The sequence below is a fragment of the Pseudomonas schmalbachii genome (assembly GCF_017589465.1).
GTDB classification, from domain to species: domain Bacteria; phylum Pseudomonadota; class Gammaproteobacteria; order Pseudomonadales; family Pseudomonadaceae; genus Pseudomonas; species Pseudomonas schmalbachii.
Map to the genome: position 1 here is coordinate 507207 of NZ_JAELYA010000003.1, position 13853 is coordinate 521059.

Genomic DNA, 13853 nt, shown 5'->3' on the forward strand with positions numbered 1-13853 from the left:
GGAGGGTCAGGGTCTGTTGACCCTAACTCTCCCAGAAGAATTCCACGGACACCGACTTGCCATCCGCGGACCACTGGCAGCGATCGGCCAACTGCCGCACCAGCAGCAGCCCACGGCCGCAGTAGCTGGAAACCTCGCACTGCGACTGCAGCACCGCGCCGACATCGAAGCCATCCCCGCTGTCCTCCATGCGAATGAGCAGGCGGCCGCCGCCATCGGCATGGGACGACAGGTCGAGATGGAAACGCACATAGCCGTCGCGCAATGCCGCCAGGCGTTCGGCACGCTGCTCGTAGTAGCGGGCGAAACCCTTGGCGTCGCGCTTGAGCGAGGAATCCAGGCCCATCACGCCATGCTCCAGGGCATTCGAATACAGCTCGGCGAGCACACTGTACAGGGCGCCGCCCTTGGGCCGCAGGGCCTGCACTTCCATCAGCAGTTGCAGGAGGAACGGCAGCGGATTGAAGTGCTTGAGCGTCGGCGCGCGGAATTCGAAGCTCGCCGACCAGTCCAGCGGATTGCTCAATCCGCTGTCGGAGAACGCCAGCGGCGGGCGCTGCTGGCTGACCTGCGGCGCCATCGCCACTTCCAGCATGCTGAGGTCGTCCTGCGCCTCGCCACGGAAGCGCGACAACGCGGTCTGGATGTCGTCGAACAGGCGCGAAGCATCCGCCTGGCTGGCGAACACCTCCATCAGTCGCTGCTCGCCGAACATTTCGCCGGCGGTATTGGTCGCCTCCAGCACGCCATCGGAGAACAGGAATACGCGGTCGCCCTCGCTCATCGGGTAGACCTCGTAGCGCTCGTCGAACGCCGCCGGGGCGAGGATGCCGAGCGGCAGATGGCGCGATACCAGCGGCACCCGCTCGCGGGTTTCCCGACGGTAGAGGAAGCCGTCCGGCAGTCCTCCGGTCCACACTTCCACCAGCCCGCGCTGGAAGCTCAGGTTGAGCATGCTCGCGCAGCAGAACACGCCCACCGGCAGGATGCGTTTCAGCTTGGCGTTCATCTCGCGGAGGATGTCGGGCATCGAATAGCCCTTGGCGGTCATCCCGTAGAACACCTCGGCCAGCGGCATCGCGCCGATCGCCGCCGGCAGGCCGTGGCCGGTGAAGTCGCCGAGCAGCACGTGCATGCCGCCGGACGGCTTGAACGCCGCCAGCAGCAGGTCGCCGTTGAACACCGCGAACGGCGATTGCAGGTAGCGGATGTTCGCCGCGTCGAGGCAACCGGAATGCGCCACCTTGTCGAACACCGCCTTGGCCACGCGCTGCTCGTTGAGCAGGTGCTCGTTGTGCCGGGCGATCAGGTCGCGCTGTTCGAGCACCATGCGCTGCAGGTGATGCAGGCGGGCCATGGCGCGGATCTTGGCTTCGATGACCACGCGGTTGTAGGGCTTGATGAGGAAGTCGTCGCCGCCGGCCTCCAGCCCCTGTCCGAGCGCGCCGGACTCGGTCAGCGAGGTGAGGAAGATGATCGGCACCAGCTCCTCGCCGGTCCGCTGGCGAATCCGCCGCGCCACCTCGAAGCCGTCCATCACCGGCATCATCACGTCCATCAGCACCAGTTGCGGACGCTCCTGGGCGAACTGGGCGAGCGCTTCCAGGCCATTGGACGCGGTGACCACACGATGCCCCTGGCGGCTGACGATGGTGGACAGCAGCAGTCGGTCCGCCGCGTTGTCTTCGGCGATCAGTACCGTCAGGTAGTCGGACATCGGAGGAATGCCCTCCTCTAGCTGATCTTGAACAGCTGCTCGAAGTTGGAGATCGACAGGATCTTGCGCACGTCCGCATTGCAGTGGATCAGGCTGATCTGCGCCTGCTCGCCGCCGGCATGGTCGCGCAGCAGCAGGAGCATGCCCAGCGCCGAGCTGTCCAGGTAGGTGGCGCCCTTGAGGTCCACCACGTAGCGCTTCGGCGTGATCTCCACGCGCTCATAGGCGTTGCGGAAGTCCTGATGCGCACCGAAGTCGAAGCGACCCTCTATCACAATGCTCAGCTCTTGCCCGTCGGCGGACGGAACGGAAGTGATGGCCATCGGATTCTCCCTGTCGTTGGATGCGCCTCTGCGCGGATCAAGATGTAGCAGCTTGGCCGGGGGGCGGCAACAGGCAGGGAATGTCGGGCAGCCTTGTAGGATGGGTTGAGCTTGCGATACCCATCATTCGCGGCCCCCATGGGTATCGCTGCGCTCAACCCATCCTACGGAACTAAACACAGTTGCTCCTACCGCTGTGTATGCCGCACCCGCTGCGCCAGTTCGTCGAGCTGCTTCTGCTCGCGCTTGTCCTCCGCCTGTTGCGCCTCCTGGCGGTAGCGTTCGACCAGCTTGCGCAGGCCTTCGACGCGGGCGTACTTCTCCTGCCAGCCATCGCGGGCCTTGTCGACCACACCGCGATGCCAGTCGACGCTGCGGCCCTGCTGCTCGACGGCGGTTTCCAGTTGCGAGAGGAAGCGCTGGTAGTTGATCAGCCACTGGCCGCTGACGCCTTTCTGGCCCTGCTCGATCCACTGCTGCTGGTAGTCGAGGCGATAGCGCTCCAGGTCGGCGAGCTGGCGCTGCGCCTGGAGCATCTGCGCCTGCACCTGGCCGAGCTGGCGCGCGGCCTCGCGTTCGGCCTTCACCGCCATTTCGACGACGGGGGCGAGGCGTTCAGCGCGACGGGGCATTGCACGTACCGCATGAGCGATGGGTATCGCTGCGCTCAACCCATCCTACGGACGGCCGGTTGCGCGCCCCGTAGGTTGGCGCTGAACGCAGTGAAGCCCAACACCTGTCGAGCCATGGCACCGTTGGGCTTCGCAAGCTCAGCGCCAACCTACGCGCCATTCGAACCAGCCCCGTAGGGCGGGTGAAACCCGCCACCCCATCGGTAACCGGCGTCATCAACCGGCCTTGCCATTGAGCACGGCGTCGAGCAGTTGCGCGCTGTCTTCCAGGCTCTGGCTTTCGCCAAGGCTCTGGCGGAGGAATTCGCGCATCACCGGGAAGCGGGCGATGGCCAGGTCGGTCTCGGCATCGCCGCCGGCCACGTAGGCGCCAACGCTGATCAGGTCGCGGCTCTGCTGGTAGCGCGACCACAGCTGCTTGAAGCGCTGGGCGCTGGAAAGCTGTTCCGGGCTGACCACCTGCGGCATCACCCGGCTGATCGAGGCTTCGATATCGATGGCCGGGTAGTGCCCCTCCTCCGCCAGCCGGCGCGACAGCACGAAGTGACCGTCGAGGATACCCCGCGCGGCGTCGGCGATCGGGTCCTGCTGGTCGTCGCCCTCGCTGAGCACGGTGTAGAACGCGGTGATCGAGCCGCCGCCCTTCTCGCCGTTGCCGGCGCGCTCGACCAGCCGTGGCAGCTTGGCGAACACCGACGGCGGGTAGCCCTTGGTCGCCGGCGGTTCGCCGATGGCCAGGGCGATCTCGCGCTGGGCCTGGGCGAAACGGGTCAGCGAATCCATCAGCAGCAGGACGTTCTTGCCCTTGTCGCGGAAGTATTCGGCGATGCGCGTGCAGTAGGTGGCGGCGCGCAGGCGCATCAGCGGCGCGTCGTCCGCCGGCGAAGCGACCACCACCGAGCGCTTCAGGCCCTCTTCGCCGAGGATGTGCTCGATGAACTCCTTCACCTCGCGTCCCCGCTCGCCGATCAGCCCGACCACGATGATGTCGGCCTTGGTGAAGCGGGTCATCATGCCCAGCAGCACGCTCTTGCCGACGCCGGTGCCGGCGAACAGGCCGAGGCGCTGGCCGCGGCCGACGGTAAGCAGCGAGTTGATCGAGCGGATGCCGACGTCCATCGGTTCGTGGATCGGATCGCGGGCCAGCGGGTTGATCACCGGGCCGTCCATCGGTACCCAGTCTTCCGCGCGCATCCCGCCCTTGTTGTCCAGCGCGCGGCCAAGGCCGTCGAGCACCCGGCCGAGCATCGACTTGCCCATCGGCAGTCGCCCGCTGTCGGGCAGCGGCACCACCCGCGCACCGGGCGCGATGCCGGCCAGGCTGCCGACCGGCATGAGAAACGTGCGGCCGCCGGAGAAGCCCATCACCTCGGCCTCGACCTGCACCGGGTGGTAGATGCCGTCGTTGATCACCAGGCAGCGGCTACCCATGGCGGCCAACAGGCCCTCGGCTTCCAGGGTCAGGCCGACCATGCGCAGCAGGCGGCCTTCCACCACCGGCTCGCCGGGCAGGTTCACCGCGTCGGCGTAACCGCCCAGGCGCTTGGCGAAGCTGACCCGATCAAGGCGCATCGGCCGGCTCCAGTTCGATATGCAGGTCGGCCCGCAGCGGGTGGGTCGCCTGTTCGCGCTGTTGTTCGAGCAATTGCTTGGTCGCCTGCGCCAGACGCGTCTCGATGCTGGCGTCGATCCGCGTGTGTTCTGTCTCGATGCGGCAGCCGCCGGGCAGCAGCGCATCGTCTTCGAGGATGCGCCAGCTTTCCTCATGGCGGTCGCGCAGCGCCTTGATCAGTTCGAAGTCCTGCGGATTGACCATGATGCGGATGTTCTCCGCGCCCATCGGCAGCAGCTTCAGCGCCTCGCGCAGGACCTGGCGGACATGGCTGGAATCGTGGCTCAGCTCGCGCTGGATCACCTGGCGGACGACATGCTGGACCAGGTTGAGCATGGCCTGCTCGATCAACTGGTCCTGCTCGGCGATCGGCTCGAACAGCTGGTTCATCAGGGTTTCCAGACTCTGCAGACGGGCCTGCAACGCAGTCTCCGCCTCCTGCCGCGCCTTCAGCTGGCCGGCGTGGAAGCCGTCCTTCTCGCCCGTGGCGAAACCTTCGTTGTAGGCATCCTGGCGGATCGCTTCGAGTTCTTCGAGCGTCAGCGGCTTGACCTCTTCGACCGGCACTTCCTCGACCTGCGGGGTTTCCACCGCCTCTGGCTCGGGTTCCGGCTCGGGCCGTTCGACCACCGGATCGAAGCTCGGCAGCGACCAGAGATCGAAGCCCGCCACATCGCGCGCGCGGATCAGCTCGCCGGGCTCGCCGTCGCGCTTCCTTTCCCTCGGCTTGTCCGACTCGAACACTTAGATCATCTCCTCGCCGCCCTTGCCGCCCAGGGCAATCTCGCCGGAATCGGCCATGCGCCGGGCGATGGTGAGGATTTCCTTCTGCGCGCCTTCCACTTCGCTGACCCGCACCGGGCCGCGCGCTTCCAGATCGTCGCGCAGCAGCTCGGCGGCGCGCTTGGACATGTTGCGGAAGACCTTCTCGCGCACCGGGTCGTCGGCGCCCTTCAGGGCCAGCACCAACACGTCGGACGACACCTCGCGCAGCAGCGCCTGGATGCCGCGGTCGTCGACGTCGGCGAGGTTGTCGAAGACGAACATCAGGTCCTCGATCTGCCCGGACAGGTCGTCATCGACCTGGCGGATGGCGTCCATCAGCGCACCCTCCACCGAGCTGTCGAGGTAGTTCATGATGTCCGCCGCGCGCTTCACCCCGCCCATGGTGGTGCGGGTGGAGTTGGAGTTGCCGGCGAACTGCTTCTCCAGGATCAGGTTGAGTTCCTTCAGCGCCGACGGCTGCACGGTGTTCAGCGCGGATACGCGCAGTACGATTTCCAGACGCACCTTGTGCTCGAAATGGTTGAGCACCTCGGCGGCCTGGTCGGGATCGAGATAGGCGACGACGATGGCCTGGATCTGCGGGTGTTCGTAGCGGATCACGTCGGCGACAGCGCGCGGCTCCATCCACTTCAGGCTGTCCAGGCCGCTGGTGTTGCCGCCGAGGAGGATGCGGTCGATCAGGTTGTTCGCCTTGTCCTCGCCGAGGGCCTGGGTGAGCATCTTGCGGATGTAGCTGTCGGCGCCGACGCCGAGGCTGGTCTGGTCGCCGACGATCTCGACGAACTCGCCCATCACCTGCTCGACCTGCTCGCGCTGCACATTGCGCATCTGCGCCATGGCCACGCCGACCTTCTGCACTTCCTTCGGCCCGAGATGCCGCAGCACCTGCGCGGCGTCGGTCTCGCCGAGGGAGAGCAACAGGATGGCGGCCTTGTCGACCTTGCTCAGCTTGGCACTCACGCGCATCTCACTCATCGGAATTGATCCACTCTTTCACCACCTGGGCGACGCGGCCCGGGTCCTGCGCCACCAGGTTCTTGATCGCGTTGAGCTGGCCTTCGTAGCCGTCGGTCGGGCTCGGCAGGAGGATGCTCTGCGGGCCGCCGAGACTCACCCGGTCGTCCGCCAGATCGCCGTCCAGCCCGCCCATGTCGCCCAGCCCCGGCTCGCCGCCCATGGCGACCAGCTCCTTGCCCTTGCCGCCGCTGAGGTTGTTCAGCACCGGGCGCAGCACGCCGAGCACCAGCACGAGGATGAAGCCGATGCCGAGCACCTGCTTGACCACATCCCAGAACCACGGCTGCTCGTAGATCGGCGGCGAGGCGATCTCCATGCCCTGCTCCGCGGCGAACGGCGCGTTGATCACGCTGACGCTGTCGCCACGGCTGGCGTCGTAGCCGACGGCGTCCTGCACCAGGCGGGTGAAGCGCGCCAGTTCCTCGGCGCTCCACGGCTTGTGGCTGATCTCGCCGGTCTTCGGATCGGTGATTGCACGGTCGTCCAGCACCACCGCGACGGAAAGCCGGCGCAGACGGCCCTGCTGCTGTTTGGTGTAGCTGACGGAACGATCCAGCTCGTAGTTGCGGGTGTTCTGCTCGCGCTTGTCGGTCGGGTACGGCGCCAGTTCCGGCTTGCCGGTCTTCGGATCGATGATCGGCTGGCCGTTGGCATCCTTCAGCGGCTGGCCGGGGGCGATGAAATCGGAGGCCTGCTTGCCGCCGGTCTGCTGCGGCGCGCTGGCCGGGCCGGGCGGCTGGTTCGACAGCGCGCCGGGCACACCCTGCGGGCCTGATGAACCGTTCTGCCGTTCCTCGTTGTTGATCTGCTCGCTGCGCAACGCCGGCTGGTCGGGGTTGTACGATTCGGAGGTGGACTCCACCGCGCTGAAATCGACATCGGCGGAGACTTCCGCCTTGTAGCGCCCCATGCCCAGCACCGGCTGCAGGATGCTGTGCACGCGCTGGGTGAACAGGCCTTCCATGCGCCGCGTGTAGTCGAACTGCTTGCCGGCCATGCTCAGCTCGGCCAGCTCCTGCTGGTCGGAGAGCAGGTTGCCCTTCTGGTCGACGACGGTGACCTGGGATTTATCCAGCTCCGGCACGCTGGTCGCCACCAGATTGACGATCGCCAGCACCTGGCTCGGCTCCAGGCCGCGTCCCTGATACAGCTCGACCAGCACGGAGGCGCTGGGCCGGCGCTCGTCGCGGACGAACACCGAGCTCTTCGGAATCGCCAGGTGCACCCGCGCCGCCTTGACGTTGTTCAGGCTGGAGATGGTACGCGCCAGCTCGCCTTCCAGGCCGCGGCGGTAATTGGTGGCTTCCATGAACTGGCTGGTGCCGAGCGCCTGCTCCTTGTCGAGGATTTCGAAGCCAACATTGCTGTCAGTGGGTCCCACACCGGCGCTGGCGACCTTCATCCGCGCACGGCCGAGATCGTCGGCCTTCACCAGCAGCGCGCCGGAGTTCGGCTCGACCTTGTAGGGAATGTCCGCGGCGGTCAGCGTCTCGACCACGCGGTTGGCATCGACGCCGTTGAGGCTGCCATAGAGCGGCTTGTAATCCGGCTGCTGCGACCACAGCACCATGCCGAAACCAACGGCGATGCTCGCCGCCAGCCCGACCAGCAGGCCGACCTGACGCAGCACCGGCATGTCCGCGAGATTCTCGAGGAACGCCAGCCCCATCAGCGGCTTCTTCGGCATGCCCTCGCCCAGCTTGGCGGGGACCTGACTGTCTACGGCTTCAGCCATCAACTATTCGTCCCTGTCACTCAGACCGGCATCTGCATGATGTCCTGATACGCCTGGACCAGCTTGTTGCGCACCTGGGTCATGGCCTGGAAGGACACGCTGGCCTTCTGCGAAGCGATCATCACGTCGGTCAGGTCGACGTTGCTCTGGCCGATCTCGAAGGCGTTCGCCATTTCGCTGGCGGTCTGCTGGGTGGCGTTGACCTTGTTCACCGCCTGGCCGAGCAGCTCGGAGAAGCTCGGCATGCCCTCGGCAGCCGGCGCCACTTCCTGCGGTTTGCCCTTGGCCATGGCTTCCATCTGCATGGAGCGCATTTCCAGCAACAGACGATTGAATTCGACACCCTGACTCATCACTTCCCTCTCCGACTGACCGCGGCTTTTTTGACGCCGCGCGGGTTTGCGAAGGGGTTAAAGCAACAAGGGTGCCAGATTGAGACGGTGGCGCTCGGATTACCGAGGAAAGCAGGTAGGGCGGGTGCAACCCGCCAATACGAAGACGCCATGGCGGGTTTCACCCGCCCTACGGAAGGAAAATGCCAAGGAAGAACCCAAAAAAGAAGGCCCGCACCAGGCGGGCCCGCAGGGGAAATCCGGCACTCAGGTCGCGTACAGGTACGCCTCCACATCCATCCCCGCATCGCGCATCTGCGCCAGCTTGTAGCGCAGGGTGCGCGGGCTGATGCCGAGGCGCTCGGCGGCTTCCTTGCGGCGGCCGCGCTCGCTGCGCAGGGTGTCGATGATCATCTGGAACTCGCGGCGCTTCAGGTCCTCGCCCAGCGCGGTGGCGGGCTCGTCCAGTACCGGTGCCGGATTTCCGACGCCAGTCGGCAGCGGCGCGACCTGCACGGAGGCGACGATGGCATGGCCGATGGGTGCGGTCAGGCACAGGTCCTCGGGGCGAATCCAGCCGCCCTGCTGCAGGATCAGCGCGCGCTGGATGGCGTTGTCCAGCTCACGCACGTTGCCCGGCCAGGTGTGCGCCAGCAGCGCGGTGCGAGCATCGACGGACAGGCTTACCGGCGCGTGATGCATCTTCCGTATGTATTTCGCCAGCAGGCGTTCGGCCAGCGGCAGGATATCCGCCGGACGCTCGCGTAGTGGTCGCCAGGCCAACGGGAACACCGACAGCCGATAGTAGAGGTCTTCGCGGAAACGCCCCGCCACCACTTCGCCCATCAGGTCGCGGTTGGTGGTGGCGAGCACGCGGATGTCCAGGACGGTTGGCTTGCGTGCGCCGACGCGTTCCACTTCGCGCTCCTGCAGTACGCGCAGCAGCTTGGCCTGCAGGCCGAGGGGCATTTCGGAGATTTCGTCGAGCAGGATGGTGCCGCCGTCGGCCAGCTCGAACTTGCCCGGCTGGGCGGAAATAGCGCCGGTGAAAGCGCCCTTTTCATGGCCGAACAGGGTGGCTTCGAGCATGTTGTCCGGGATCGCCGCACAGTTGATGGCGATGAAGGGACCGGTCGCGCGCGGCGATTGCTGGTGGATGTAGCGCGCCAATACTTCCTTGCCGGTGCCGGATTCGCCGGAGATCAGCACCGTGGAATCGCTGCGTGCGACCCGGGCGGCCAGCTCCAGCAGTTGCCGGCTGGCCGGCTCCAGCGCCACCGGACCGTCGCCCTCCCCGGCCGCCTTGCCCAGTGCATGACGTGCCACCAGCTCCAGCAGCGCGCGGGCTTCGAAGGGTTTGACCAGGTAATCCGCCGCGCCCTGGCGCATGGCATCCACCGCGCGATCCACCGCGCCGTAGGCGGTCATCAGCAGCACCGGCAGTTGCGGATAGCGTGCGCGGATCAGCCCGAGCAACTGGTGGCCATCCATGCCCGGCATGTTGACGTCGCTGATCACCAGGTCGAACGCCTCGCGCTCCAGCGCCGGCAGGGCTGCTTCCGCGCAGTCGACGGCGACGAATTCATGCCCACCGAGCAGCAGGGTGTCGGAAAGGGCTTCGCGCAGGGCGCGGTCGTCCTCGACCAGCAGGACTTTGACGGACATCGTGTTCATTCCTCGTGAGCGCAAGCGGGCGCCGCGAGCAGCGGCAGAATCAGGGTGGCGCAGGTGCCGCGACCAGCACGGGACTGCAGGCGCAGTTCGCCCTGGTGGGCCTTGGCGACAGCCTTGACCACCCCCAGCCCAAGGCCGGTGCCGGTGGTTTTGGTGGTGAAGAAGGGTTCGCCGAGACGCGCCAGGGTGCCGGCATCCATCCCCGGGCCGTTGTCGCTGATGGACAGGCGCAGGCGGTCGCCGCGGCGGTACAGGTGGGCTTTCAGGCGCACGTCGCGGCCGCCGGCCTGGATGGCGTTTTCGATCAGGTTCAGCAGGCTGCCGACCAGGGTGTCGCGGTTGCACAGCAGCTCGCCGACACGCGCATCGCACTGCCAGCGTACCTGCAGGCCATCCACGTGAGGCTCGGCAGCGGCGCGCAGGCTGGCGAACAGTTGCGGCGGGGTCAGGCGGTCCGGCAGCGGCAGCTCGCCACGGGCGAACACCAGCATGTCGCGCACCTGGTTTTCCAGTTCGTGCAGGCGCTCCTTGAGCCGGCCGGCGAAGCGTTGCTGCTGTTCCGCCGGCAGTTCCTGCTCGCTGAGGTGGCCGGCATAGAGCATGGCGGCGGACAGCGGCGTGCGGATCTGGTGGGCCAGCGAGGCAACCATCCGCCCCAGCGCGGACAGGCGTTCGTGGCGGGCCAGCTGATCCTGCAGGCGGCGTGTTTCGGTGAGGTCGTTGAGCAGCACCAGTTGGCCGGGCTCGCCATTCAGCGAACGGGTGGCGATGGACAGGCGACGCCCATCGCGCAGGGAAATCTCGTGGCCGTCGTCTTCACGCGGAGCGAAGCAGCGGGCGATCACCTGACGCCAGAGCATACCCACCAGCGGCTGGCCGAGCAGCCCGCGCGCCGCCGGATTGGCTTCGCGCACCACGCCCTGGCCATCGATCACGATAACGCCGCCGGGCAGCAGGTCGAGCAGGCTCTGCAGACGATTGGCCAGCCGCTCCTTTTCCGCCAGTTCCTGCATGCGCTGGGCGCTGACCAGGGCCAGCTCGCCCTTCAGCTCGGAGACGCGCGCCTCCAGCAGGCTGTAGGACTCGCTGAGCTGGCTGGACATCTGGTTGAACAGGGCGAAGGCCTGCTCAAGACCGGCGCGGCTGCTTTCCTCCACCGGATTCGGCGGCGAGGCGGGACTGTGGGCGGCTTGCATCATGCGACTCTCTCTTCCATCCGACGTCAGCGAAATGTCGGTCGGAGGAGGCATAGCAAGCTGCGTGCCGGAAATTTCCCAGATTCGCGTGGGATTGGTTCGGAGGGATGCACATGCACCTGTAGGAGCGCGCCATGCGCGCGATTCGCGGGCATGGCCCGCTACGGTCAGCCGCGGGGCGAACTCCTGTAGGAGCGAGGGGGACGCCCAGTCCGATGCTCGCGAATGCCGGCAACTCAAAAGCTTCGCGAGCAGAGCTCGCTCCTACAAAAGCATCATCGGCAGGCCCGTAGGATGGGTTACGTGGCTCCTGCCGGTATAAGGCAGGTGGTCGCTTTCACTCCACGCCGCAACGAAAAAGGCGGATAAAGCATTCCGCTCTATCCGCCTTTCATCATTCAGCCGGGGGAAGGCGTCAATCCTCCGCCATTTCCTCTTCGCGCCGGCTCATGCCGTACTTACGCATCTTCTCCACCAGGGTGGTGCGGCGGATGCGCAGGCGTTCGGCGGCGCGCGCGACCACGCCGTTGGCGTCGTCCAGCGCCTGCTGGATCAGCCCCTGTTCGAGGTTGGCCAGGTAGTCCTTGAGATCGAGCCCTTCGACCGGAAGCATCGCCGGCGAATCCAGGCCCGGCAGGCCGCCGCTGATCGCCGCACGCTCGTCGAGGGCCTCGCGCAGGCCGTTGACCAACTGCTCGTCCTCGTCGTCGACATGGCGGAATTTCTTCGGCAGCTCGCCGACGCCGATCACCCCATAGGGATGCATGATCGCCAGGCGCTCCACCAGGTTGGCCAGCTCGCGCACGTTGCCCGGCCAGTCGTGGCGGCACAGCGACATGATGGCGGCGGAGTTGAAACGGATCGAACCGCGCTTCTCGTGCTCCATGCGCGAGATCAGTTCGTTCATCAGCAGCGGGATATCCTCGACGCGATCGCGCAGCGGGGCCATCTCGATGGGGAAGACATTGAGGCGGTAGTAGAGATCCTCGCGGAAGCTGCCGTCCTCGATCATCTTCTCGAGGTTCTTGTGGGTGGCGGCGATGATGCGCACATCGACGTTCTGCGTCTTGTTGCTGCCGACCCGCTCGAAGGTGCGCTCCTGCAGCACGCGCAGCAGCTTGACCTGCATCTGCAGCGGCATGTCGCCGATCTCGTCGAGGAACAGGGTGCCGCCGTTGGCCAGCTCGAAACGCCCGGCGCGGCTGGTGATGGCACCGGTGAAGGCGCCCTTTTCATGGCCGAACAGCTCGCTTTCCAGCAGTTCCGCCGGGATCGCGCCGCAGTTGACCGGCACGAACGGCGCTTCGCGGCGCTTGGAGTGATAGTGCAGGTTGCGCGCCACCACTTCCTTGCCGGTGCCGGACTCGCCGAGGATCAGCACGCTGGCGTCGGTATCGGCGACCTGCTGCATCATCTGCCGCACCTGCTGGATCGCCCGGCTGGTGCCAACCAGGCTGCGGAACAGGTTGGTCTCGCGCTGACGGCCGCGGTCGCGGGCCTGGTCGTACATCTCGCGGTAGACCTGGGCGCGGTGCAGGGAATCGAGGAGCTTGTTGTAGCTCGGCGGCATCTCGACGCTGGCCAGGATGCGCCGGCGGACATCTTCCGGCCACTCTGGCAGAACGGATTCGCCAAGCACCAGTACCGGCAGGAACTCGTCCCAGACCGCCAGTTGCTTGAGCGTTTCCAGCGCCCCACCCTTGCTCTCCACGGCGCCGAGCAGCACGCAGAGTACGTCGCGATTGCCGCCGGCGAGCGGCGAGACGGTCTCGCGCCATTGCCGGCTGCTGCAGGCAAGGTGGTCTTCACCGAGGAAGTTGAGGATTACCGAGAGTTCGCTGCGACGCTCGGTGTTGTCATCGATCAGGAGAATTCTGGTTTCGCGCCACATCTTGATCTGTCTTCCTGGAGTAAGAGGCCGGCCGAGGCGGTAAAAAGAAATACCGGCGACTTCACTTCCCCCGAGTTCGCCAGCATTTAGCCAGTATTAAAGTAAAGAACCGGGAGAGAGTCAAATAAATGACGTGAATTTTCTGATGCGGTCCGAACAGGGACGCCAGTGCAAGATACGCGAACTCCAGCGCGAAAAATGTCGACTCAACCGAATAACTGGTAGACCTTGGCGCCCTGGCTGGCGCGACGAACCGTCGCCAGTTCCTCGCCTATCGCTTCCCGTTGCTGACGGCAGGCCGCCAGCAGTTCGCCGTACATCGCCAGCAATTGTTCCATGGTTTCGCGCAGAGCCTGCTCATCGCGCCCGGCGTCCCCCATGGCATGTTCGACCTGCGCACGGCAAGCCTGGTCCAGGTCGGCGATTGCCTGCCAGTCCTGCTCGCGCAAAGCCACTGCCAGCGCTGCGCGAGTTTCATTGAGTTGCTGCATGGCCTGGCTCATCTCATTCCCCATTCATCAGGCGGCAATCTGGTCCCAGCCTGATTTCACTTCCCGCAACAGACCCGCCACTTCATCGAGGATGGAGGCGTCGTTGCTGCGGTTGGCTTCCAGCAGGCGCTGGGTCATGTAACCGTAAAGACCTTCCAGGTTACCAGCCAGTTCCCCGCCTTTTTCCATATCCAGCGCTTCACGCAGGCCACTGACGATACCCAGCGCCTTGCCGATCAGTTCGCCTTTCTCCGCCAACTGCCCACGCTCGATGGCACCGCGCGCCTGAGCCAGCCGCTCCAGGCCGCCCTGCATGAGCATCAGGATCAGGCCGTGGGGCGTAGCCTCGGCCACACGGGCCTCCAGGCTGACTTGCTGGTATTGCTTCATGGCTCGCATCGCGTACATGGATCAGCTCCTGCTGGAATTCACTCACTGTCCGATTTA

Annotated in this window: 13 protein-coding genes; all 13 read right to left on the reverse strand. The window is 65.9% G+C overall.

Features of this window, described 5'->3' with window-relative positions; translation table 11 throughout:
• Window positions 1–22: 22 nt before the first annotated feature.
• Complete coding sequence (locus tag JFY56_RS11110) at window positions 23–1717, reverse strand: fused response regulator/phosphatase (protein WP_208313714.1); 1695 nt, start codon at window positions 1715–1717, stop codon at window positions 23–25.
• A gap of 17 nt (window positions 1718–1734) precedes the next feature.
• Window positions 1735–2040 carry an STAS domain-containing protein gene (locus tag JFY56_RS11115; protein ID WP_208313715.1) on the reverse strand — a complete coding sequence of 102 codons (306 nt, stop codon included), beginning with the start codon at window positions 2038–2040 and terminating at the stop codon, window positions 1735–1737.
• 188 nt (window positions 2041–2228) lie between these two features.
• Window positions 2229–2672: a flagellar export protein FliJ gene (gene fliJ, locus JFY56_RS11120; RefSeq protein WP_208313716.1), complete on the reverse strand. Its 444-nt coding sequence runs from the start codon at window positions 2670–2672 to the stop codon at window positions 2229–2231.
• 216 nt (window positions 2673–2888) lie between these two features.
• Entirely contained in the window at window positions 2889–4244 is a 1356-nt protein-coding gene (fliI, locus tag JFY56_RS11125; RefSeq protein WP_208313717.1) for a flagellar protein export ATPase FliI, read from the reverse strand.
• Complete coding sequence (fliH, locus tag JFY56_RS11130) at window positions 4234–5028, reverse strand: flagellar assembly protein FliH (protein WP_208313718.1); 795 nt, start codon at window positions 5026–5028, stop codon at window positions 4234–4236. Before fliH ends, fliI begins: the two co-directional genes overlap by 11 nt.
• Window positions 5029–6045 carry a flagellar motor switch protein FliG gene (fliG, locus tag JFY56_RS11135; protein ID WP_208313719.1) on the reverse strand — a complete coding sequence of 339 codons (1017 nt, stop codon included), beginning with the start codon at window positions 6043–6045 and terminating at the stop codon, window positions 5029–5031.
• The gene (fliF, locus tag JFY56_RS11140; RefSeq protein ID WP_208313720.1) at window positions 6038–7822 is read right to left on the reverse strand and encodes a flagellar basal-body MS-ring/collar protein FliF; all 1785 of its coding nucleotides are present in this window, start codon (window positions 7820–7822) and stop codon (window positions 6038–6040) included. The genes fliG and fliF overlap by 8 nt, the downstream gene beginning before the upstream one ends.
• A gap of 20 nt (window positions 7823–7842) precedes the next feature.
• A complete protein-coding gene (gene fliE, locus JFY56_RS11145; RefSeq protein ID WP_208313721.1) occupies window positions 7843–8175 on the reverse strand; it encodes a flagellar hook-basal body complex protein FliE in 333 nt (110 codons plus the stop codon).
• A gap of 246 nt (window positions 8176–8421) precedes the next feature.
• Window positions 8422–9819 carry a sigma-54-dependent response regulator transcription factor FleR gene (fleR, locus tag JFY56_RS11150; protein WP_208313722.1) on the reverse strand — a complete coding sequence of 466 codons (1398 nt, stop codon included), beginning with the start codon at window positions 9817–9819 and terminating at the stop codon, window positions 8422–8424.
• A gap of 5 nt (window positions 9820–9824) precedes the next feature.
• A complete protein-coding gene (locus JFY56_RS11155; protein WP_208313723.1) occupies window positions 9825–11027 on the reverse strand; it encodes a sensor histidine kinase in 1203 nt (400 codons plus the stop codon).
• Between the two features lie 412 nt (window positions 11028–11439).
• On the reverse strand, window positions 11440–12915 hold the full coding sequence (locus JFY56_RS11160; protein WP_208313724.1) for a sigma-54 dependent transcriptional regulator: 1476 nt from the start codon (window positions 12913–12915) through the stop codon (window positions 11440–11442).
• Window positions 12916–13121: 206 nt separating this feature from the next.
• Complete coding sequence (gene fliT / locus JFY56_RS11165) at window positions 13122–13418, reverse strand: flagellar protein FliT (protein ID WP_208313725.1); 297 nt, start codon at window positions 13416–13418, stop codon at window positions 13122–13124.
• A 15-nt stretch (window positions 13419–13433) separates the two neighbouring features.
• On the reverse strand, window positions 13434–13814 hold the full coding sequence (gene fliS, locus JFY56_RS11170; RefSeq protein ID WP_208313726.1) for a flagellar export chaperone FliS: 381 nt from the start codon (window positions 13812–13814) through the stop codon (window positions 13434–13436).
• Window positions 13815–13853: the final 39 nt, after the last annotated feature.